The organism is Asanoa sp. NPDC049573 (genome assembly GCF_040676615.1).
Classification (GTDB): Bacteria; Actinomycetota; Actinomycetes; order Mycobacteriales; family Micromonosporaceae; genus Asanoa.
In genome coordinates this window covers 520,594-541,555 of the sequence record NZ_JBFAPI010000002.1, presented here as the reverse complement: position 1 = coordinate 541,555, position 20,962 = coordinate 520,594, and the positions used below count along the sequence as shown (strand labels likewise).

The window sequence follows — 20,962 nt, the reverse complement described above, 5'->3', positions numbered from 1 at the left end:
TCAGAGCGTCTCAGCCGACGCTGACACCGGTCTCGGTTACGCCGCGGACGGCGGTGACCGTGGTGTCGCCGTTGCCGTGCCGGGACAGCGCCCGCAGGGTCCAGGTGCCCGGAGCGGCGAAGAACCGGAACTGGCCGGCCGGCGAGGTGACCACCTCAGCGGCGAACTCACCGGTGGCGTCGAGCAGCCGGACGTAGGCACCGCCGACGACGGAACCGTCGGGCGCCGTCACGACGCCGGTGATCACCGTTTCCTTCTCGAGGTCGACGCTGGCCGGCATGGGCGCGGACTGGTCGGGTGCCGCGCAACTCGCGTCTACGGGAAGGGTCATGGTCGTCACGCCTTCCCCGGCTCGTCGCCGAGCGCGACCGGCACGCCGACCAGCGAACCGTATTCGGTCCAGGAACCGTCGTAGTTCTTCACGCTGGCGTGGCCGAGCAGTTCCTTGAGCACGAACCAGGTGTGCGAGGAGCGCTCGCCGATCCGGCAGTAGGCGATCGTGTCCTTGCTCTCGTCGAGGCCGGCCGCCGCGTAGATGGCGCGCAGGTCGTCGTCGGACTTGAAGGTGCCGTCTTCGTTGGCGGCCTTCGACCAGGGCACCGAGACCGCGGTCGGGATGTGACCGGCGCGCTGGGCCTGCTCCTGTGGGAGGTGGGCCGGCGCCAGCAGCCGACCGGCGTATTCGTCGGGCGAGCGCACGTCGACGAGGTTCTGCGTGCCGATGGCGCTCACCACCTCGTCGCGGAACGCGCGGATCGTGGTGTCGGGCTCCTGCGCGGTGTAGGCGGTCTGCTCGCGCGCGACGGCGTCCTTGACCAGCGGGCGGGCGTCGAGCTCCCACTTCTTGCGGCCGCCGTCGAGCAGCTTGACGTCGCCGTGGCCGTAGAGCTTGAAGTACCAGTAGGCGTAGGCGGCGAACCAGTTGTTGTTGCCGCCGTAGAGCACGACGGTGTCGTCGTTGCCGATGCCCCGCGCCGAGAGCAGCGCCTCGAACTGCTCCTTGTTGACGAAGTCCCGGCGCACCGGGTCCTGGAGGTCGGTCTTCCAGTCCAGCTTGATCGCGCCGGGCAGGTGGCCACCCTCGTAGGCGCTGGTGTCTTCGTCGACCTCGACGAACACCACGCCGGGGGCGCCGAGGTTCTTCTCGGCCCAGTCGGCCGATACGAGTGCGGTGTCGCGACTCATCAATTCACTCCTGTGTGTGGCTGGAGATGGTGGTGAGTAACGCGCGCGGGGGATGGTCGCCGCTCCACGCGCGTGACCCAGGACTAGGGATCACGGGTACGAGCGACGGCGGCACTGCCGGACGAGTTGGGGGAACCTCAGCTAGCCGCCGTCAGTTGACGGCGCAACACAGGCAGGTGGCCACGCGGCACAGGTCGACCGCGCGCCGTTTGGTGAGGAGCGTCCCCATGCGAACAAACGTTACCAGCCGTGCCCTGCGAGGTCACCGAGCTGACCACCATCCGGGAGTGCCGGAAGGGTGAGCCGGGTCACGAGCTGATCGGCACGTCGTTGGCCGTCGCGGTCACGGCCAGGCCCTCAGGAGTGGGGTGCACCTCTTTGAGCACCATCTGGAACGGCAGGGCCGGCACATCCACGTTGATCGAGATCTGCTTGATGAAGTTGCCGACCACCTGCTGCGCGAGCGGCACGGCCGGCAGCCCTTCGGCGGAGGCGTCGGCGAACCGGATCTGGATCTGCTTCCCCTTGATCGACAGTTCGGCCGAACCGTTGACGGTGAATCGCTGGCCCAGCACCTCGATCGGCGCGCTGGCCACCAACTTGCCCTCGCGCTCGGAGAGCTTGAGGCCGGGCTGGTCGATCAGCGCGGTGACGCTGTCATAGCTGATCGTGCCGGTGCCGTCGACGGTCTTCGCGACCACGTCGCCCTGGCCGCTGCGCAACGTGTCGATCGACGCCGCCACGTCGTGCGCGACCACGTCGAGCTTGGGCAGGCTGACCGAGTCGCCGTTGACGTCGCCCTTCACGTCGCGCATGACGATCGTGATCTTCTCGTAGTGGCCGGCCAGCACCTGGGTCAGGAACGGGAAGCCGCCGACCGACACCTCCGGCGGGGCGGCCTGCGCGTTCTGGGCGGTGATCTCCTGGCTGACCTGCTCGGCGATCTTCTTCTCGGCGAAGTTGGCGGCCACCCGGTCACCCACGACCAGGATCCCGGCGATCACGATCAGCAGCACCAGCAGCGTGATCAACACGCGCCGTCCGCGGCGACGGCGCGGGCGGGTCTCCTCCGCGTAGTAGGTGGTGGTCACCATTCCTCCTCGTTGTCTGGTCTCCTCCTTACCCAGCCGGGTCAGGTCAGGAACAGCACCGTCATGACGTACGCGGCCGGCGCGGCCAGGGCGAAGCCGCCGAGCGGACCCTGCATGTGCCGGGCCACCCACAGCGTCGGCGTGTCGCCGGCCATCTGCCGGCCCGCCTCGGCGTAGTCGACCGCGAGGTCGGCCAGCACCGCGAACACGGCGGTGACCAGGCCGACGACCGCGGCGCTGCTCGGGCTGAACGTGTAGAGGTAGGACCCGATGATGGCGCTGAGCAGCGTCCCGGCCATCGCACCGAAGATCACGCCGGCGGCGCCGCGGGCCACCTGCGGAGCCAGCCGCGGCTTCGGGTAGACCGCGTCGGCCAGCCGGGCGACGACGAGCGCGACCGCGCTGGACGTGACGCACAGGAAGATCACCTGGGTGCCCAGCGGCACCCGGCTCAGCATGATCAGCGCCGCGAACGCGACCACGCCGACGACCAGCGCCAGCGTGGCCCGCAGCGACTCGCTGATCCGCCGGCGGTCGGCCGGCCGGATGACCTGGCTGACCACCGTCGCGGCGATGCCGGCCAGGGCGATCAGGGCCAGCGTCGTCAGCCCGGGCTCGGCCGAGCGCACCGCGGCCAGGTCGCTCCACCCGGCCACGACCAGGCAGATCCCGCCGACCACGAGCAGCGCCGGCGGCCGGGTCGCCATCAGCCAGGCCAGCACGTAGAGCACCTGCACCCCGAGCAGCACCAGGGCGAAGGCGCCGCGGGAGCCAGGACTGCTCGACTGGGCACCGAAGACCAGCCCGACGCCGACGAGCGCGGCGAACGCCGCGATGGCGACCGACAGCGCCGGCCGGACCGGCGTGATCTCTATCTCGTCGAGATCGTCGTCGGTCGGTGTGACGGATTCGGCCGCCGCCTCCGTGGAACCTGAGGGGAACACGGTCCGATCGTGCCAGACCCGCACGAACCAGGGGCACTTCGCGGTGCCCGATCCGCCAGGTCGCTCAGATGAACGGACCGCCACCGCCCGGTTACGGCCTTCTCATCGGTTAAGCTCAGTTCGACTCGCGGAGGGCGTTTACGCAGGCGTAACACGGCTGCGCGAGGCTGGCACCACCCCGTCAGCGAAGCCGGGTTCCCCGCCGCGGCCGCCACGCCGCGTTAAGACGGAGGTGACTGACGCGTGGAGATCCTGCTGCTGGTGACCGCTCGCGCCAGCGAACCGTCGAGCGTGTTGTCCGCGCTCGACCTGCTGCCGCACTCGGTCCGCACCGCGCCCCGCGACGTGCGCACGTTGGTCAACGGCCCCAGCCCCGACGCCGTTCTCGTCGACGCCCGTTCCGAGCTGTCCGAGGCCCGGGCCACGTGCCGGATGCTGCACGCGACCGGGCTGGGCGTGCCGCTGCTGGCCGTGGTCACCGAGGCCGGCCTGATCGCACTCAACGCCGACTGGGGCGTCGACGACGTGGTCCTGGCCAGCGCCGGCCCGGCCGAGGTCGAGGCCCGGCTGCGGCTCGCGGTCGGCCGGCTGACCAACGCCACCAACGCCGCGAACGGCCTGATCCGGGGCGGCGAGCTGACCATCGACCCCGACACCTACGCCGCCAAGCTCAAGGGCCGCCCGCTCGACCTCACCTACAAGGAGTTCGAGCTGCTCAAGTTCCTCGCCCAGCACCCCGGCCGGGTGTTCACCCGCGACCAGTTGCTGCGCGAGGTCTGGGGCTACGACTACTTCGGCGGCACCCGCACCGTCGACGTGCACGTGCGGCGGCTGCGGGCCAAGCTGGGCTCCGAATACGAGTCGATGATCGGCACGGTCCGCCAGGTCGGCTACAAGTTCGTCGTGCCGCCGTCGCGGTCCCTACCCGACAACGAGCTGCTGTCGGTCTGATTCCGGCAAACCCGTTGGAGGCCACGCCGTAACTTCGGGGTGGCCTCCATCGTTTGTCCCATTCTGGTCATATAAAACCCGAAAAATTCATACGCTAGCGCCGTACCCGTATTGAGGAGGCGGCGGTGGCTGGGGTGACCTGCGCGCACGCGGTTGGCCGGTGGAGCTGATGAAGCTCGGACCCACCACCCGGACCCTCGGGCTCGTCACCGTCATCGTCTCGGCGATCCTGGGCAGCTCCTATCTCATCGGCAACGCCACACACGAGGACCACGACAAGGGCAGGACGGCGAGCGGCGAGTACGACGTCGACGCCGCGCGCGGCAACCGGCACCGCGGTGCCGCCGCCGACGACACCCCCGTCGCCACGCCGTCCCGCCGGACCGTGGCCGGCCGGGCCACCTCGCCGCCGAAGGCCGATGTGGCGCCGACCCAGTCGGGCGCGGCGCCGGGCGGCGCGGCACCACAGCGGCAGGGTGTGCCGGCCGCACCGCCCATCCCCGCCGTCTTCAACGAACAGGTCGTCGTTGGCCCGGGCAAGCCGCCGCTGATGCCCGACAGCGCCGGGCCGTTCGGCAGCCGGGTCACCACCGGGACGCTCCAGGTCGCGCTGACTTTCGACGACGGCCCGGACCCGAAATACACCCCGCAGGTGCTCGCGCTGCTCGACGAGTATCAGGTCAAGGCGACGTTCTGCCTGGTCGGCGAGATGGTCGAGCAATACCCACAGCTGGTGCAGGAGATCGTGGCCAAGGGGCACACACTCTGCAACCACACCTGGAACCACGACACCACGCTGGGCACCAAGTCGAAGGCGGCGATCCGGGCCGACATGGTGCGGACCAACGACGCGATCCACAAGGCGGTGCCGGACGCCAAGATCTCCTACTTCCGGCACCCGGGCGGCGCCTGGACCCCGGCGGCCGTGGAGGTGGCCAAGGAACTGGGCATGTCGGCGCTGCACTGGGCGGTCGACCCGGTGGACTGGACCGTCCCGGGCGAGAAGGCCATCGAGAAGGTCGTCGAGACCGACACCGTACGCGGCTCGATCGTGCTGATGCACGACGCCGGCGGCCCCCGTGACGGCACCGTCGCCGCGCTCAAGAAGATCCTGCCCGACCTGCAGGAGAAGCAGTTCGCGCTGGCGGCCCTGCCGCCCGGTGTCGATCCGCCCCTGCTGCACGGCCGCGATCTGCCCCTGCACCCAGGACAGGACTGACGGCTAACGTGATCACGTGACCAACGTGGAGCGGCTCGCCCATCTGGAGGCCGCTGACATCGCGGCGGTGCTCGACCTGGCCTCGCAGGCCAGTGACACCGACGGTGCCTACCCGTTCTCCGAGCACGTCGTGCTGCACATCCGGCATGGCGGCGAGCAGCACGCGGTGCACCTGGTCGTCCGCGGCCCCGACGGCTCGCTGGCCGGCTACGCCCACGTCGACACGACTGACGAGGTCGAGGGCGCGGCCGCCGAGTTGGTCGTGCACCCGCTGCGCCGCCGGCACGGCCTCGGTCGGGCGCTGGTCAACGCCGCGATCGAGGTGGCCGGGTCGCGACCGCTGCGCCTCTGGGCCCACGGCGACCACCCGTCGGCCGGCGCCCTGGCGGTAGAACTCGGCTTCAGCCGGGCCCGGGTGCTCTTCCAGATGCGCCGCTCGCTCTTCGCGCCGCTGCCCGAGCGCGACCTGCCGGCCGGGGTGACCCTGCGCGCCTTCGAGCCGGGCCGCGACGACGAAGACTGGGTGCGGGTCAACGCCCGGGCCTTCGCGCACCACCCCGACCAGGGCCGGTGGACCATCGACGACCTGCGCATCCGGATGGCGGAGCCGTGGTTCGACCCCGCCGGTTTCCTGCTCGCGGTCGACTCCGCGAGCGGCGCGCTGCTCGGCTTCCACTGGACCAAGGTGCACGGCAAGGGCGGGCACCAGCACGACCCCATCGGCGAGGTCTACGTGGTCGGTGTCGACCCGGACGCGCACGGTCGCGGGCTGGGCGGTGCGCTGACCATCGCGGGGCTGCGCTATCTGCGGTCGGCCGGGCTGGACCAGGCGATGCTCTACGTCGACGAGTCCAACACGCCCGCGGTCCGGCTCTACACGGGGCTCGGGTTCGCGGTGTGGGCGACCGATGTGAGCTATCGCCGCTCACAGTGACCGGCCGTATTCGGCCAGTGCGCCGATCAGGCTCACGAACGCCCCGCTGACCAGCCACGTGCGCACGTGGTTCCAGCGCACCCACCTCGCCTCGAACGCGACGCGTACCGCGTGCGGGTCGGTCATCCGCTCCGGGTCGGTGCCGGCCAGCAGGGCGTTGTTGAGCGGGATGTTGATGCCGAACGTCACAGCGAGCTGCGCGGCGTAGAGGACCGCGGCGGCGACGATCCACCAGACCGTGCGCTCGCCTGTGTTGAGCGCCAGCGCGACGAGCGTGAACAGCATCGCGCCCCCGAACGCGAACGCGAACAGGCCATTGAGGATCTTGATGTTGATCTCACGCATCGCGAGCACGAAGGCGCGGTCGTCGGTGCTGGCCAGGCCGCGCATCACCGCGACGGAGAACGCGTAGAAGAGACCGGCGGCCAGACCCGTCGCCAGTGCCGCCAGCGCCAGAAAGCCACCCCGCACGGTCAGCAGTTCGGTCATGCCCATCAGTCTCCGGGCCGCCGGGTGCGCGCTGCCATCGTCGAGACGCTCGCGCCCATACGCCAGCGTCTGCGGTCGGTTCACGGAATCGACATCCCTGGCTCAGCAGGTGGCCACTTTCCTAGCCGGAGCTGTTCACCGCCCGTTCACTCGGGTCCGGGGAGTCGGCTACCTATCCCTCTTAACTTCGCTGGTAGCCGGCCACGCGTCGGCTCAACCCCGGGGGCAGCGGCCTCCGGGATCCTACCGAAAAAACCCGTTTCGAAGGGATATCCCTCAGGTGAAGCTCCAGCGGCACGGCACCATCGCCTGCCTCGCTCTGACGGCGGCACTCGCGCTCAGCGCGTGCGGCTCCGACAACGAGTCGCCCAGCACGCCGGCGGCGAGCGGCGCCTCCACCGCGGCAGCGGACTGCGCTTCCGGCACGCTCAACGCGTTCGGGTCCTCCGCCCAGAAGAACGCCGTTGACGAGTGGCGCAAGGCCTACCAGCAGCAGTGCTCCGGCACGACGATCAACTACGAGCCCAACGGCTCGGGCGCTGGTATCCAGTCGTTCATCGCCGGCACGGCCGACTTCGCGGGTTCCGACTCGGCGCTCAAGGACGAGGAGCAGCCGAAGGCCGACGCCCGGTGCGCTTCCGGCCCGGCGATCCACCTGCCCATGGTGATCGGCCCGGTCGCGGTCGCCTACAACCTGCCTGGCGTCGACGGCTTGCAGCTCAGCGCCGACACCCTGGCGAAGATCTTCGCCGGCACCGTCAAGAAGTGGGACGACGCGGCGATCAAGGCCGACAACCCGAGCGCCACGCTCCCGTCGACCAACATCCAGACCGTGCACCGTTCCGACGAGTCGGGCACGACCGACAACTTCACCAAATACCTGAGCACCGTGGCCGAGGCCAACTGGACCTTCGGCAACGCGAAGGCGTGGAAGGCTCCGGGCGGCACCGGCTCCAAGGGTTCCGACGGCGTGGCCACCTCGGTGAAGAGCACCGAAGGCGCGATCGCCTACATGGAGTGGTCCTACGCCGAGAACGGCGGCCTGTCCAAGGCCAAGATCAAGAACGGCGCCGGTGAATACACCGAGCTGACCGCCGACGCGGCCGGCAAGACCATCGCCGGCGCTCAGGTCACCGGCACCGGCGACGACCTCAAGATGAAGATCGACTACGCCACCAAGACCGCGGGTGCCTACCCGATCGTCCTGGTGACCTACGAGATCGTCTGCAGCAAGGGCACCCCGGCCGACAAGCTCGCGCTGGTCAAGGGCTTCCTCAACTACGCCGCCGGCGCCGAAGGTCAGGGTTCGCTGACCGAGCTGGGCTACGCCCCGCTGCCGACCGAGGTGCAGACCAAGGTCGCGGCCGCGATCAAGAACCTGGCCTGAGAAACCTTAGGAACCGAACCGAAGACGAATCGAGCGAGCAGATGGCCGACAGGCACACCCGCTCGGGCGACGTCAGCACCGGGGGGCCGGGCGTGACCACCAGTCACGCCCGGCCCGCCGGTGCAACGGCGTCGACCGGCGTTCTCGACGGGCAACCGGGTGGCAACGCCCCGGTGCCGCCTGACTTCCGCACCAACGGTGGTGGCCTGGGCGGCGGCGGCGCTTTGCCGCGACGCAAGGGTTTCGGCGCCGAGTCTGTTTTCCGCGTCACGACGCTGGCCGCCGGCACGATGGTCCTGGTCGTCATCGTGGCGATCACCGTCTTCCTGATCGCGAAGGCGGTGCCCGCACTTCGTGCCGACAACACCAACTTCCTGACCACCAAGGAGTGGTTCGCCAACGACACGCCGCCGCACTTCGGCATCGCGGCGCTCGCCTACGGCACGGTCATCACCGCGGTGATCGCCCTGATCGTCGCCGTGCCGATCGCGCTGGGCATCGCGCTCTACCTTTCGCACTACGCGCACAAGCGGATCGCGACGACCCTCGGCTTCCTCATCGACCTGCTGGCCGCCGTACCCAGTGTGGTGTTCGGCCTCTGGGGTCTGATCGTCTTCGTCCAGCCGGTCCGCGACTTCTCGGTCTGGCTCAACAAATACTTCAGCTGGCTGCCGCTCTTCGGCGGCGACGGGCCGTTCGGCCGTTCGCTGATGCTCGGCGGGCTGGTCCTGGCCATCATGGTGCTGCCGATCATCACCTCGCTGTCCCGCGAGGTCTTCATGCAGACGCCGACCGCCAACGAAGAGGCGGCCTGGGCACTCGGTTCGACCAAGTGGGAAATGATCCGCACCGCGGTCCTGCCCTACGGGCGGCCCGGCGTGATCGCCTCGGTGATGCTCGGCCTCGGCCGCGCGCTCGGCGAGACCATCGCGCTCGCGATGACGCTGGGCTTCCTCAACGAGATCACGCCCAACCTGATCAAGAACGGCGGCAACACGATCGCCGCCAACATCGCCAACGGCTTCGGTGAGGCCGGCGAGATCGGCCGTGGCGCGCTCATCGCCTCGGGTCTGGTGCTCTTCACGATCACCCTCATCGTCAACATGATTGCCCGGGCGATCATCTACCGGCGTCGCGAGTTCACGGAGTCCGCCGCATGACCACGATGGCCACCGCGACAGAGTTGCCGGCTCCGGGTCAGGACCCGAAGCTGCACACGAAGAAACTGCCCACCGTCGCGCTGCTCGGCATCGCGGTCGTCGCCCTCGGCCTGTCGGCCGCGCTGGTCTACGGCGCCGGCATCGGCAACTGGGTGCTCGTCCTCGTCATCGGGCTGATCCTCTACCTGGCCGGCGTCTACATCGCGGTCAACGCGATCGAGGGACGGCGGTCGGCGCGCAACCGCACCTGGAGCGCCCTGATCCACTCGGCGTTCGTGCTCGCGGTGCTGCCGCTCGTCTCGGTGGTCTGGACGCTGATCTCCAAGGGCGCCGACCGCCTCGACGGCAACTTCTTCGGCACCTCGATGAACAACATCGGCGCACGCGACCCCGACGGCGGCGCCTACCACGCGATCATCGGCACGCTGGAGCAGGTCGGCATCGCGGCGCTGATCACCATCCCGCTGGGCATCCTCGCGGCGATCTACATCGTCGAATACGGCCGCGGCCGGTTCACCTTCGTCATCCGGTTCTTCGTCGACGTCATGACGGGCATCCCGTCGATCGTCGCCGGCCTGTTCGTCCTGGCCTTCTGGGTGCTGATCGTGTCGCCGTGGTTCAACGACGGCAAGCCGGCCTTCTCCGGCTTTGCGGCCGCGCTGGCGTTGAGCGTGCTGATGCTGCCGACGATCGTGCGTTCGACGGAGGAGATGCTGCGCCTGGTGCCGGCGCCCCTGCGCGAAGGGTCCTACGCCCTGGGCGTGCCCAAGTGGAAGACGATCCTGAAGATCGTCATCCCGACGGCCCTCCCGGGCATCGTCACCGGCATCATGCTGTCGATCGCGCGTGCGGCCGGCGAGACCGCGCCGGTGCTGCTGGTCGCCGGCGGCAGTGCCGCGATCAACTTCAACCCCTTCTCGGCGCAGCAGGGCTCGCTGTCGCTGTTCGTGTTCCAGCAGGCTGGCGACGCCTCGCGCTTCGCACCCGCCCGGGCCTGGACGGCGGCGCTCACCCTGGTGGCACTCGTCCTGATCCTGACCATCGCGGCGAAGCTGCTCGCCCGCCGCAACCGCATCCCTCGCTAGCAACTGAAGGACTGACAACATGGCCAAGCGTGTCGAAGCGACCGGGGTCACCGCCTACTACGGCTCGTTCAAGGCGATCGACAACATCAACCTGCGCGTCGAGCCGAAGACCGTGACCGCGCTGATCGGTCCGTCGGGTTGCGGCAAGTCGACCTTCCTGCGCTCCATCAACCGCATGCACGAGGTGCTGCCGGGTGCCCGGGTCGAGGGCAGCCTGACGGTCGACGACGAGAACATCTACGACAAGGATGTCGACGTCACGGCCGTACGCCGGATGATCGGCATGGTCTTCCAGCGTCCCAACCCGTTCCCCACCATGTCGATCTTCGACAACGTGGTCGCGGGCCTGAAGCTCAACGGCGTGCGGCGCAAGTCCGTGCTCCAGGACGCCGCCGAGAAGGCGCTGCGCTCGGCCAACCTGTGGGACGAGGTGAAGGACCGCCTCGGCAAGCCGGGTGCCGGCCTGTCGGGTGGCCAGCAGCAGCGGCTGTGCATCGCCCGCACGATCGCGGTCGAGCCCCAGGTGGTCTTGATGGACGAGCCCTGCTCGGCCCTCGACCCGATCTCGACGCTCGCGATCGAAGACCTGATGTTCAAGCTGAAGGACCGCTACACGATCATTATCGTGACGCACAACATGCAGCAGGCCGCGCGGGTCTCCGACCGCACGGCGTTCTTCTCGATCGACAAGACCGGCGACCCGGGCCGGCTGATCGAGCACGACTCGACCCAGAAGATCTTCAGCAACCCGAGCCAGAAGAAGACCGAGGACTACATCACCGGCCGCTTCGGCTGATCGCTCGTGGGCCCGCGACCGCCGGTCGCGGGCCCGACATCGATAGGCTCCCGCGATGTCCAGGACCAACCCGGAGCTGTGGCTCGCCCGGCTGGCGGCGACGGCGCTCGCCCTGGGCTTCGGCTTCGGTGGGCTCGTCGGCATCCTCGACAGCGCCCAGCCGACCGCCCATCGGCCGATGGCGCTCGCGCTGCTGGGCGCGCTGGTCCTCCTGCACGTGCGCAACTGCGTCCGCCCGGTCGACGGCAGCCGCCCCGCCGGGTGGCGATGGACGATCGCGGCCCAGGCCGTGCTGACCGGCGCCGGCATGATCTGGTTCGCCGACACCTGGTACGGCAACTCAGGGTTCCTGGCCGCGGCGCTGCTGTTGCTGATCCGCCCGCCGAGGCTGGCCTGGGCCGGTTTCGGCCTCGTCGTGGTCGCACAGTTCGGCCTGGCGCTGCCGGTCCGGCCGACGATCGGCGAGGCGCTCTATCTGGCGGTGGGTCACACGGCCTTCGTGGGCGTCGCGCTCTACACGGTCGCCCGCCTGGCCGACCTGGTCACCGACGTGAGCGACACCAGGCTGGCGTTGGCCGCCGCGGAGGTGGCCCGGCAACGACTGGCGTTCGGTCGTGAGCTCAACGAGCGGGTCGGTGCCACCATGCGCCGGCTGATCCGCCACAGCGAAGCCGTTCTGGCCCGGCCGGACACCGCCGCCGTGCGGGTCGAGTTGGACCAGGCACTCACCATGGCCCGCGCGGCGCTCAACGACACACGTTCGGTCGCCCACGACTACCGCGCCGCGACGTTGACGCCGACCGCGACCGCGACCGCGACCGCGACCGCGACCGCGACCGCGACCGCAACCGCAACCGCAACCGCGACCGCGACCGTGACCGCGACTTCGACGTCGACCGTCACCGCGGCCTCGACGTCGACCGCGACCTCGGCCTCGACGGCCGAAGCCACCGACGCCGCTCCCGACCCCGGCACCGATACCGCCACCGCGCGCCATCCGGCGGCCGACCTCGGCACCGCTGGTGTGGCGGCGCTCGGCATCACGGCGGTCCTGCTCATGATCGTCCCGACCGAGCTGCGGTGGGCGGCGCGGGTCGGCCTGTCGGCCGGCGAATGGGCCCTGCTGGCGCTGGCGCTGACCGCCTTCGTCGCCTGTTACCTGGCCGGCTGCCTGCCGGTGCGCACCGGCGGACGACCGCGCTGGTGGCCGGCGATCCTGCTCGCCACCGGGCTGCTGGCCGTCGCGCCGCTGGCCGTGCTCGCCTTCCCGGTCTGGCACGTGGCGTACTTCCTGCCGGGCCTGACCCTCGTGCTGCTTCGCGGCCCGCTGCGCTGGTTCGTGACCGTTCCGCTGGTCGGCCTCGACGCGGTGCTGTTCCTGTGGGACGCCAACATGGGCGTGCCGACGGCCCTGGGCCTGGCCTACGAGGCGGTCTGGTCCGGCGAGCGGGCGCTGCTGGTGTTCGCCCTCGCCGGCATGGCCGGCCTGACGGCCCGGCTGGTGGCGGCGCGGGCCGAGTTGGCGCGGGCCGCGGTGGTGCACGAGCGGCTGAGGTTCGCGCGGGACCTGCACGACCTGTTCGGATTCAGCCTTTCCGTGCTGGTGTTGAAGAACGAGTTGGCGGTCCGCCTGATCGATCGCGACGCCGGGCGGGCCCGGGCCGAGCTGGCCGCGGGCGTCGAGGCGGCCGAGCGGGCCCTGGCCGAGCTCGAGTCGGTCGCGCTGGGATATCCGGCGATGACCGTCGAAGCCGAAGGCCGCACCGCCCTGGCCGCGCTGTCCGATGCCGGCATCGCGGTCACCGGCGAGATCGCGCCGGGGCCGCTGGACCGGCAGACCGACCTGGTGCTCTCGATCGTGCTCCGCGAGGCGGTCACCAACCTGCTGCGGCACAGTTCGGCGCGGCGCTGCTGGCTGAGCGTCGGGCGCACCGCCACCGCGGTCCGGCTGTCGATCGCCAACGACGGTGCCGAGGGGGCCGGGGAGCCGAGCCCCGGCATGGGGCTGGAGAGCCTCAGCGGTCGGCTGGGCGCCCTGGGCGGACGGCTCACCGCCGAAGCCGCCGGCGATCGCTTCACGCTCGTCGCGACCGTGCCGTCAAAGCCAGCCCTGGTCGGTCGCGATGCGGATCGCGTCGACCCGGTTGCGCGCGTCGAGCCGGGTGATCGCCGACGAGAGGTAGTTGCGCACCGTACCCACGCTGAGGAATAGCACGCCGGCGATCTCGTCGGGTCCGGCGCCGGTCGCGGCCAGTCGCAGCACGTCCACCTCCCGCGCGGGCAACGGATTGTCCGGGGTCTCCAGCGCGGCCAGCGCGAGCTGAGGGTCGATCACCCGATCGCCCGCGGCGATCTTCCGGATCGCGTCCACGAGGGTCTGCGGCGCCGAGTGCTTGAGCAGAAAGCCCGAGACGCCGGCGGCCAGTGCCCGGCGCAGGTGGTCGGGCCGGGACAGGCCCGTCACCACCACCGTGCGGCAGTCCGGCAGCCGTTCCCGCAGCAGCTGCGCGGCCGAGATGCCGTCGAGCCCGGGCAGGTCGATGTCGAGCAGGGCGACGTCTGGCCGCACCCGGGTGGCGGCGTCGAGGATCTCGTCGCCGCGTTCCACGGTGGCCACCACCGTCAGGTCGTCTTCGAGTTCGAGCACCGCCGCCAACGACTCGCGCAGCAGCCGGACATCCTCGGCGATCATCACTTTGATCATGTGAGTTCCTCATCCGGAGTCGCTGAGCGCCGCACTACCCGCGGGGATGCCTGGACAGGAACTCTATCCACACGCCCGACAGCCGGGCCGGTGGAAGGAGAACGACGATGCGCAGGATCATCGCCTCGACATACGCGACGCTCGACGGCTTCATCGACAACCCGCACCTGTGGTCGATGAAGCACAACAGCCCGGACGCCATGAAGTACGCGCTCGAACTCGCCCTCGGCGCCGACACGCTGCTGCTGGGCCGGGTCACCTACGAGGGCATGGCGCAGGCCTGGCCGGCGATGGGCGGCAATCCCTACGGCGACCACGTGAACAGCATCGAGAAGTTCGCCGTCTCGTCGACCCTGCGCGAACCGGCCGACTGGCACAACTCCAGCATCATCCCGGCCGACGAACTGCACGAGCGGGTGACCGAGCTGAAGAACCGGCCCGGCAAGGACATCCTGATCTGGGGCAACGGCCGGCTCACCGACGACCTGGCGGCGCACGGGCTGCTCGACGAGTACCGCGTCTGGCTCTACCCGGTCATCAAGGGCAGCGGGCAGCCGCTGTTCGGGCCGGACAGTGTCGCCGCGCTCGAGCACGTCGACACCACGACGTTCGAGTCGGGTGTCGTCGTGCTCAGCTACCGGGTCAGCCGCCGACGCGGATGAGGCGGGCCGACAGGTGTGGCGACATCGCCTGACCGACGGCGGCCATGTCCTGTGCGTAGAGCAGCGCACCCTCGACGATGCCGAAGAGGCGGTGGCCGGCGGTGACCTCTTTTGCCGTCGGGGTGCGCAGGACCAGGTCGGTCGCCATCTCGACGCGGGTGCCGTCGATCTTGCCGATGTGCATCTCCATGATGCCGCTCGGCGTGGTGAACATGACCTCGAGTTCGCCGGTGCCCTTGCCGTCGACGATGACGGGGCGCCACCAGCCCGACTCCCGGCCGGCCGGCTTGACCGGCAGGTTGTCTTCGCCGATCACCCAGGCCCGCGACTCGTAGTAGAGGAACGGCCGCCCGTCGTGGGTGATCTTGATTTCCTGGCCGTAGTCGAAGTCTTCGATCGTCGGAAAACCGCCCCGCCCACGGCCGCGCCACAGGCCGACGTAGGGCAGCAGCGGCTGCAGGGCGGGGTGCAGGTCCGGGCCCTCGCGGAGGTCGTAGGTCTCCACGAACGGATATGGCTCCACCGGCGGGGCGTTGAGCCACGGCGGGGGTGCGATCGGGTTCTCGTCGGTCACCATCTGCCCCTTGCTACGCGTGCTGCCAGGTAGACCAGGCCACCCGCCAGCGCGCCAAAGCCCGCCACGAGCAGGCTGACGAACCCGATCTCGGTCACCACGCGAACGATCCTATGCTGAGGCAATGGCTCGTACGCTGATCGTCAAGGTCACCGCCGGGGCGGACGCGCCGGAGCGGTGTGCCCAGGCCTTCACCGTCGCCGCCACGGCCGTGGCCGCGGGCGCCGACGTCTCATTGTGGCTGACCGGCGAATCGGCCTGGTTCGCGCTCCCCGGCCGGGCGGAGACGTTCGAGTTGCCGCACTCGGCACCGCTGGCCGACCTGCTCGCCGCGGTGTTGGCCGGTGGGCGGGTCACGCTGTGCACCCAGTGCGCCGCGCGCCGGGAGATGACCGAGGCAGACCTCATTCCGGGCGTACGCATCGCGGGCGCGGCCGCCTTCGTCGAGGAGTGCCTGGTCGACGGCGTGCAGGCGTTGGTGTACTGATGGACTGGGTGCGGTGGCATTCCGCATACGCCGACCCGGCGTCGAGCCTGTCTCAGCGGTTGCTGGCGGTGCAGGCCCAGATCCGGGCGGCGCTGACCGCGGCTCCGGCCGGGCCGATCCCCGTGGTGAGCATGTGCGCGGGGGAGGGGCGCGACCTGCTCGGCGTGCTGGCCGACCATCCGCGCGCCGCCGACGTCTCGGCGCGGCTGGTCGAGCTCGACCCGGTGCTGTGCGAGTCGGCCCGGGTGGCCGCCGAGCCCCTGCCGTCACGGGTCGAGGTGGTCACCGCCGACGCCGGCTGGACCGACCCCTACGTCGGTGCCGTGCCGGCGCGACTGGCGCTGTTCTGCGGCGTGTTCGGCAACATCTCCGACGTCGACGTGGCCGCCACGGTGGCCGCGGCACCGTCTTTCGTGGCTCCGGGCGGCATGGTCGTCTGGACCCGGCATCGCGGCGCCCCGGATCTCGTGCCGCAGATCTGCGAGTGGTTCGAGTCGGCGGGGTTCGAGCAGGTGTTCGTCTCTCCGCGGGACGCCCGCTTCGGGCTCGGCGTGCACCGGTTCGTCGGCGCGGCCCGGCCGCTCGTCGCCGGCCATCGGTTGTTCGCCTTCCAGCGCTGAAACCGGGCCCTCCGTCGCGGAGGGCCCGGTTTCAAGGACACCAGCGGTCAGCGGCGGGCCTTCTTCGGGAGTAGGAAGCCCACGGCGAACGTCGCCGCGGTCAGGCCGAACGCGATCAGCGTCACCCGCTCCACGCCCACGTCGACGTGGCTGAAGAAGACCGTCCCGAGGATCGCGATGCCCAGCGCCGCGCCGAGCTGCTGCAGCGACTCGAGGATCCCGGAGGCCGAGCCGACCTCGTGGTCACGCACCTCGCCCATGATGATGTCGAACAGCGGCACGAAGATCATGCCCATCCCGACGCCGTAGACCAGAAGTGGCGCCAGCAGCTCGCGGGTGCCCACGCCCTCGAGCTGGAACACCGGGTAGAGCACGCCGATCCCGACCAGCATCAACGCCAGTCCGATGTGGAGGATCCGCCGGCCGAGCCGGTGCATCATCGTGCTGCCGAAGCCCGAGCCGAGGAACGCGCCGACCGCCCACGCCGCCATGGTCAGGCTGGCCTTCATCGGGCTGTAGCCGAGCACGAGTTGCAGGAACATCCCGACGGCCAGCGAGAACCCGGCGATCGCACCGAAGAACACCACCACGAACAGCACGCCCGAGGTGTACGAGCGGCGCGTGAAGACGCTCAACTCGACGAGCGGGTGCCGACCCGAGCCGGCCCGCGTCCGGCGCAGTTGCCGCACCGCGAACGCGCCGAACACCGGCACAGACGCGACCATCATCGCGAAGGTCCACAGCGGCCAGCCCAGTTCCCGACCCTGCACCAGCGGGAACACCAGCAACACCATGCCGACCGCGGCGGTCACGGCGCCCGTCACGTCGAGGCGGGTGCGTGCCCGGCTCGCCGGTGCCGCGGGCAGCGCGGCCCGACCGGCCAGCAGCGCGAAGATGCCGAGCGGCAGGTTGATCGCGAACACCATCCGCCAGCCGGTCCCGAACAGGTCGGCGTCGATCAGCGCGCCGGCCACGACCGGGCCGAGGATCGTCGAGAAGCCGATGATCGGGCCGAAGGTGCCGAACGCCTTGCCGATCTCGCGGGGCGGGAAGAGGTCGCGGATCAACCCGAAGCCCTGCGGCACCATCACGGCCGCGAACAGGCCCTGCACCACGCGGGCCGCGATCAGGCTCTCCGGCGACCAGGCCACGGCGCAGAGCAGCGAGGCGCTGACGAAGCCGACGACGCCGACCAGCAGCACCCGCCGCCGCCCGAACATGTCACCGAGCCGTCCGCCGGTCAGCAGCCCGACCGCGAGCGCCAGCGTGTAGGACGCCGCGATCCACTGCAGGCTGGTGAAGCTGCCGCCGAGGGAAGCCTGGATCGCGGGGGCGCCGACGTTGACCACCGTGGTGTCGAGCAGATTCATGATCGTCGCGGCCAGGATCGCGAAGAGGCCGAGCCAGCGGCGCGGCTGGCCGGCCGGGGTGGCGGGCGCGGGCGCTGGCGGGGCGAGGGGTTCGAGGACGACGGTGCTCACAGCAACCTCCGAGCGGAGCGGAATGAACTGTTCCGTCATGAGAGTAGCAGAGCGGAACGATCCGTTCCAGCAATTCGAACCGACCAGAACAGAACTCTTCGTTCCGCATAGGTGATAGCGTTGTCTGCCATGACGACCATCCCGCTGAGCGGCCGGCGAGCCCAGGCCGCACGCAACGACGCGGTGATCCTCGATGCCGCCCGCGAGGTCTTCGTCGCCGACCCGTCCGCGCCGATCGCCGCCGTGGCGCAGAAGGCCGGCGTCGGGATCAGCGCCCTCTACCGCCGCTACCCGAGCAAAGAGGAACTGCTGGCCAAGCTGTGCCTGGACGGTCTGCTGGCCTACGTCGCGATCGCCGAAGAGGCCAACGCCGCGCTCGACGCCGGGGCCGATCCGGCCGAGGCGTTCACGACCTTCATGGTTCGGGTGGTCGACGCCGACACGCACTCGCTGACCCAGCGGCTGGCCGGCACGTTCCACCCCACCGACGAGCACACCCGCGGCGCGATCCGGGCCGGCGAACTCAACCAACACCTGGTCGAGCGCCTGCACGAGGCGCGCGTGGTCCGGCCCGACTTCGCCCTGGCCGACCTGGGCCAGATCTTCGAGATGATCGCGGCCATCCGCTTCGGCGACGACGAGCGCCGCGGCCAACTCCGCCGCCGCTACCTGGCGCTGCTGCTGGCCGGCATCTTCCAGCCGGACGCCGCCCCGCTGCCCGGCCCGGCGCCCTACGTCGGCGAGTTCGCCGGCCGCTGGACCAAGAAGACCGAGGTCTGACAGCGGCGAACTATCATTCGAAGGTGTCGGATTCCTCGCTTGCCGAAGTTCTCCGCGCGCGGGGCCTGCGGCTGACCGCGCAGCGGCAACTCGTCCTGGAAGCCGTCTACCAATTGGGCCACGCCACTCCCGAGCAGGTGCACAACGCCGTCCGCGAGACGGCCGCGGGTGTGAACATCACCACGATCTACCGCACGCTGGAACTGCTCGAAGACATCGGGTTGGTTACCCATACGCACCTCTCGCACGGTTCACCGACGTACCACGCGGCGGGCGGCCATCAACACGTCCACCTGGTGTGTCGGTCGTGTGGCGAGGTGACCGAGGTTGACCCGGCGGTCCTGCAGCCGCTGGTCGACCAGTTGGCTGCCGATCGCGGCTTCCGGGTCGACGTCGGGCACGTGGCGCTGTTCGGCGACTGCGGCGGTTGTGAGGGGCAGGAGCAAGCATGATCGAGACACCCGGTGCAGTCGCTGTCGAGGCGATCGACGAAGACAGCGCCGACCGCGGGGTGGCCGCACACTACGGCGACCCGATGCGCGAGCAGCGCCTGCTCGCCACCGACGTCGGGCTGGTCGACCGTTCCAACCGGGGGATCATCGCCGTGCCGGGCGAGGAGCGGGCCTCCTGGCTGCACACCCTGACCACCCAGCACCTCGCCGACCTCCGGGCCGGGCAGGGCAGTGAGCTGCTGGTGCTGTCCCCGCACGGGCACGTCGAGCAGCACGCGGTGGTCGCCGAGGACGGCACCACCACCTGGCTCGACACCGAGCCGGGCGCGACCGCGGGTCTCCTGAAATACCTCGAGATGATGCGGTTCTTCACCAAGGTCGACCCGCGCGACGCGAGCGCCGAATACGCGATGTTCTCGCTGGTCGGCCCCAACGCCGTCGCCGCCGCGGCCAAGCTCGACGAGAGCCTGGGCACGTTGCGCGAGCCCGACGCGGTCGCCGTACCGGGCGCCAAGTTCTCGGCCGGCGACGCGCCGCCGCGGCCCACCACGATCTACGACGTGCGCCCGCTGCCCGGCGGCGGCTTCGCCCGGCGCACCGCGCTCGGCGTCGACTTCCTGGTGCCACGCGACCAGTTCGGGGCGATGACGCAGGCCGTCCGCGACCGGGGCGTCGCACCGGCGGGCCTGTGGGCCTACGAGGCCACCCGGGTCGCCGCGCGCATTCCGCGGCTCGGCTGGGAGACGGACCACCGCACCATTCCCGCCGAGGTCGACCTGATCGCGCCGGCCGTGCACCTCGACAAGGGTTGCTACCGCGGCCAGGAGACCGTCGCGCGGGTGCACCACCTCGGCCGCCCGCCGCGCCGCCTGGTCCTGCTGCACCTCGACGGCGTCACCACCGACCAGCCGCCGGCCCGGGGCACCGAGGTCACCGTCGACGGCCGCACGGTCGGCTTCGTCGGCACCGCCGTGCGCCATCACGAACTCGGCGCGGTCGCGCTGGCCGTGCTCAAGCGCAACGTGGCCGACGACGCCCCGCTCAAGGTCGGCGAGTCGACCGCGGCGATCGACCTGCCGTAAGGGGTCGTTCTAGGATCGCGCCATGACAACAACGACGTTGATCACGGTGGCGCCGACCGGGGCCGAGTCGGCCAAGGCCGACGTGCCGGCTCTTCCGGTCACGCTCGACGAGCTGGTCCTGACCGCCAAGGAATGTGCGGCGCTCGGCGCCTCGGTGATCCACGTGCACATCCGCGACGAGCAGGCCCGGCCGACGCTCGACCTCGGCCGGCTGCGGGAGACCGTCACGGCGCTGCGCGAGTCGACCGACCTGATCGTGCAGCTCTCCAGCGGTGGCGCGGTCACCGACCCGGAGGCCGACCGGCTGCGAGTGCTCGACGCCGCCCCCGACATGGCCTCCTGCACGATGGGCACGGTCAACTTCGGCGACGACGTGTTCCTCAACCGCTGGGAGTTCATCGTCGACCTGCACACCCGGATGCAGGAGCGGGGCATCGTCCCTGAATACGAGATCTTCGACCTCGGCCACCTCGCCGCGCTGGAGCGGCTGCTCGGCAAGCACGGGCTGCCGGCCGGCGGGCACGTGCACGTCGACTTCGTGATGGGCGTGCCGGGCGGGATGCCGGGCACCACCGCCGCGCTGGTCGCCTGCGCCAACGAGGTGCGCAACCTGCCCGAGGGCACCACGTTCTCGGCCACCGGCATCGGCCGCACGGCGATCCCGGTGCTGCTCGCGTCGCTGTCGGCCGGCGGGCACCTGCGGGTCGGCATGGAAGACACGGTCACCTACGCCAAGGGCCGCCCGGTCGAGTCCAACATGCAACTCGTCGCCCGCGCGGTCGGCTTCGCGCAACTGGCCCAGCGCCCGCCGATGACCCCGCTGGACGCGCGTGAGCTGCTCGGTCTGCCGACCAGCCGCTGAGCCGAGAGGTACGGTCG

General features: G+C 70.4%; 25 protein-coding genes. 15 read left to right on the top strand and 10 right to left on the bottom strand.

Annotated features, from left to right (window positions below; all coding sequences use genetic code 11):
- Positions 1-10 precede the first annotated feature (10 nt).
- From AB0J74_RS06180 to AB0J74_RS06160, 5 genes are all read right to left on the bottom strand, one after another.
- Positions 11-331, bottom strand: coding sequence for a DUF1416 domain-containing protein (locus tag AB0J74_RS06180; protein ID WP_363445207.1), 321 nt, complete (start codon positions 329-331; stop codon positions 11-13).
- 5 nt (positions 332-336) lie between these two features.
- Positions 337-1,185 (bottom strand): sulfurtransferase, encoded by an 849-nt coding sequence (locus tag AB0J74_RS06175; RefSeq protein ID WP_363445205.1) that lies wholly within the window; start codon positions 1,183-1,185, stop codon positions 337-339.
- Positions 1,186-1,336: 151 nt separating this feature from the next.
- Complete coding sequence (locus AB0J74_RS06170; protein ID WP_363445479.1) at positions 1,337-1,414, bottom strand: Ms5788A family Cys-rich leader peptide; 78 nt, start codon at positions 1,412-1,414, stop codon at positions 1,337-1,339.
- A gap of 79 nt (positions 1,415-1,493) precedes the next feature.
- On the bottom strand, positions 1,494-2,276 hold the full coding sequence (locus AB0J74_RS06165; RefSeq protein ID WP_363445203.1) for a DUF2993 domain-containing protein: 783 nt from the start codon (positions 2,274-2,276) through the stop codon (positions 1,494-1,496).
- 41 nt (positions 2,277-2,317) lie between these two features.
- Positions 2,318-3,220 carry a hypothetical protein gene (locus tag AB0J74_RS06160; RefSeq protein ID WP_363445201.1) on the bottom strand — a complete coding sequence of 301 codons (903 nt, stop codon included), beginning with the start codon at positions 3,218-3,220 and terminating at the stop codon, positions 2,318-2,320.
- Positions 3,221-3,463: 243 nt separating this feature from the next.
- Between AB0J74_RS06160 and AB0J74_RS06155 the strand changes: the two genes are divergently transcribed.
- The 3 genes from AB0J74_RS06155 (at position 3,464) to mshD (ending at position 6,324) form a co-directional block, all read left to right on the top strand.
- A complete protein-coding gene (locus AB0J74_RS06155) occupies positions 3,464-4,171 on the top strand; it encodes a response regulator transcription factor (protein ID WP_363445199.1) in 708 nt (235 codons plus the stop codon).
- 169 nt (positions 4,172-4,340) lie between these two features.
- A complete protein-coding gene (locus AB0J74_RS06150; RefSeq protein ID WP_363445198.1) occupies positions 4,341-5,390 on the top strand; it encodes a polysaccharide deacetylase family protein in 1,050 nt (349 codons plus the stop codon).
- Positions 5,391-5,406: 16 nt separating this feature from the next.
- Positions 5,407-6,324 (top strand): mycothiol synthase, encoded by a 918-nt coding sequence (gene mshD / locus AB0J74_RS06145; RefSeq protein WP_363445196.1) that lies wholly within the window; start codon positions 5,407-5,409, stop codon positions 6,322-6,324.
- On the opposite strand, the gene AB0J74_RS06140 is transcribed toward mshD, so the two are convergent.
- Positions 6,316-6,813: an anthrone oxygenase family protein gene (locus tag AB0J74_RS06140; protein WP_363445194.1), complete on the bottom strand. Its 498-nt coding sequence runs from the start codon at positions 6,811-6,813 to the stop codon at positions 6,316-6,318. The genes mshD and AB0J74_RS06140 overlap by 9 nt on opposite strands.
- A 280-nt stretch (positions 6,814-7,093) precedes the next feature.
- Here AB0J74_RS06140 and pstS point away from each other — a divergent pair, with 280 nt between their 5' ends.
- The 5 genes from pstS to AB0J74_RS06115 are packed head-to-tail and all read left to right on the top strand — an operon-like array spanning position 7,094 to position 13,453.
- A complete protein-coding gene (pstS, locus tag AB0J74_RS06135) occupies positions 7,094-8,200 on the top strand; it encodes a phosphate ABC transporter substrate-binding protein PstS (RefSeq protein ID WP_363445192.1) in 1,107 nt (368 codons plus the stop codon).
- 41 nt (positions 8,201-8,241) lie between these two features.
- Entirely contained in the window at positions 8,242-9,360 is a 1,119-nt protein-coding gene (gene pstC / locus AB0J74_RS06130; RefSeq protein ID WP_363445190.1) for a phosphate ABC transporter permease subunit PstC, read from the top strand.
- Positions 9,361-9,365: 5 nt separating this feature from the next.
- On the top strand, positions 9,366-10,445 hold the full coding sequence (gene pstA, locus AB0J74_RS06125; protein ID WP_363445477.1) for a phosphate ABC transporter permease PstA: 1,080 nt from the start codon (positions 9,366-9,368) through the stop codon (positions 10,443-10,445).
- 19 nt (positions 10,446-10,464) lie between these two features.
- Positions 10,465-11,241 carry a phosphate ABC transporter ATP-binding protein PstB gene (pstB, locus tag AB0J74_RS06120; RefSeq protein WP_363445188.1) on the top strand — a complete coding sequence of 259 codons (777 nt, stop codon included), beginning with the start codon at positions 10,465-10,467 and terminating at the stop codon, positions 11,239-11,241.
- 55 nt (positions 11,242-11,296) lie between these two features.
- Entirely contained in the window at positions 11,297-13,453 is a 2,157-nt protein-coding gene (locus AB0J74_RS06115; RefSeq protein ID WP_363445186.1) for a histidine kinase, read from the top strand.
- On the opposite strand, the gene AB0J74_RS06110 is transcribed toward AB0J74_RS06115, so the two are convergent.
- Positions 13,340-13,945 carry a response regulator transcription factor gene (locus AB0J74_RS06110; protein ID WP_363445184.1) on the bottom strand — a complete coding sequence of 202 codons (606 nt, stop codon included), beginning with the start codon at positions 13,943-13,945 and terminating at the stop codon, positions 13,340-13,342. The two genes, AB0J74_RS06115 and AB0J74_RS06110, sit on opposite strands and share 114 nt — an antisense overlap.
- Before the next feature lie 107 nt (positions 13,946-14,052).
- Between AB0J74_RS06110 and AB0J74_RS06105 the strand changes: the two genes are divergently transcribed.
- Positions 14,053-14,607: a dihydrofolate reductase family protein gene (locus AB0J74_RS06105; RefSeq protein ID WP_363445182.1), complete on the top strand. Its 555-nt coding sequence runs from the start codon at positions 14,053-14,055 to the stop codon at positions 14,605-14,607.
- Here the strand turns inward: AB0J74_RS06105 and AB0J74_RS06100 are convergent.
- Positions 14,588-15,181, bottom strand: coding sequence for an FABP family protein (locus tag AB0J74_RS06100; RefSeq protein WP_363445475.1), 594 nt, complete (start codon positions 15,179-15,181; stop codon positions 14,588-14,590). The genes AB0J74_RS06105 and AB0J74_RS06100 overlap by 20 nt on opposite strands.
- Positions 15,178-15,282, bottom strand: coding sequence for a small membrane protein MtfM (gene mtfM / locus AB0J74_RS06095; protein ID WP_275408206.1), 105 nt, complete (start codon positions 15,280-15,282; stop codon positions 15,178-15,180). Before mtfM ends, AB0J74_RS06100 begins: the two co-directional genes overlap by 4 nt.
- Positions 15,283-15,305: 23 nt before the next feature.
- Between mtfM and AB0J74_RS06090 the strand changes: the two genes are divergently transcribed.
- Positions 15,306-15,668 (top strand): DsrE family protein, encoded by a 363-nt coding sequence (locus AB0J74_RS06090; protein ID WP_363445180.1) that lies wholly within the window; start codon positions 15,306-15,308, stop codon positions 15,666-15,668.
- Positions 15,668-16,288, top strand: coding sequence for an SAM-dependent methyltransferase (locus tag AB0J74_RS06085; RefSeq protein WP_363445178.1), 621 nt, complete (start codon positions 15,668-15,670; stop codon positions 16,286-16,288). Before AB0J74_RS06090 ends, AB0J74_RS06085 begins: the two co-directional genes overlap by 1 nt.
- A 47-nt stretch (positions 16,289-16,335) precedes the next feature.
- Here AB0J74_RS06085 and AB0J74_RS06080 read toward each other — a convergent pair whose 3' ends face one another.
- The gene (locus tag AB0J74_RS06080; RefSeq protein WP_363445176.1) at positions 16,336-17,769 is read right to left on the bottom strand and encodes an MFS transporter; all 1,434 of its coding nucleotides are present in this window, start codon (positions 17,767-17,769) and stop codon (positions 16,336-16,338) included.
- A gap of 129 nt (positions 17,770-17,898) precedes the next feature.
- Here AB0J74_RS06080 and AB0J74_RS06075 point away from each other — a divergent pair, with 129 nt between their 5' ends.
- Genes AB0J74_RS06075 through AB0J74_RS06060 form a run of 4 tightly spaced genes read left to right on the top strand, consistent with a single transcriptional unit; the run spans position 17,899 to position 20,945 of the window.
- Positions 17,899-18,549, top strand: coding sequence for a helix-turn-helix domain-containing protein (locus tag AB0J74_RS06075; protein WP_363445174.1), 651 nt, complete (start codon positions 17,899-17,901; stop codon positions 18,547-18,549).
- A 23-nt stretch (positions 18,550-18,572) separates the two neighbouring features.
- Complete coding sequence (locus AB0J74_RS06070) at positions 18,573-19,001, top strand: Fur family transcriptional regulator (protein WP_363445172.1); 429 nt, start codon at positions 18,573-18,575, stop codon at positions 18,999-19,001.
- Positions 18,998-20,083, top strand: a complete 1,086-nt coding sequence (locus tag AB0J74_RS06065; protein WP_363445170.1) for a folate-binding protein — start codon at positions 18,998-19,000, stop codon at positions 20,081-20,083. Before AB0J74_RS06070 ends, AB0J74_RS06065 begins: the two co-directional genes overlap by 4 nt.
- Before the next feature lie 22 nt (positions 20,084-20,105).
- Positions 20,106-20,945 (top strand): 3-keto-5-aminohexanoate cleavage protein, encoded by an 840-nt coding sequence (locus AB0J74_RS06060; protein WP_363445168.1) that lies wholly within the window; start codon positions 20,106-20,108, stop codon positions 20,943-20,945.
- The last annotated feature ends 17 nt before the right edge of the window (positions 20,946-20,962 follow it).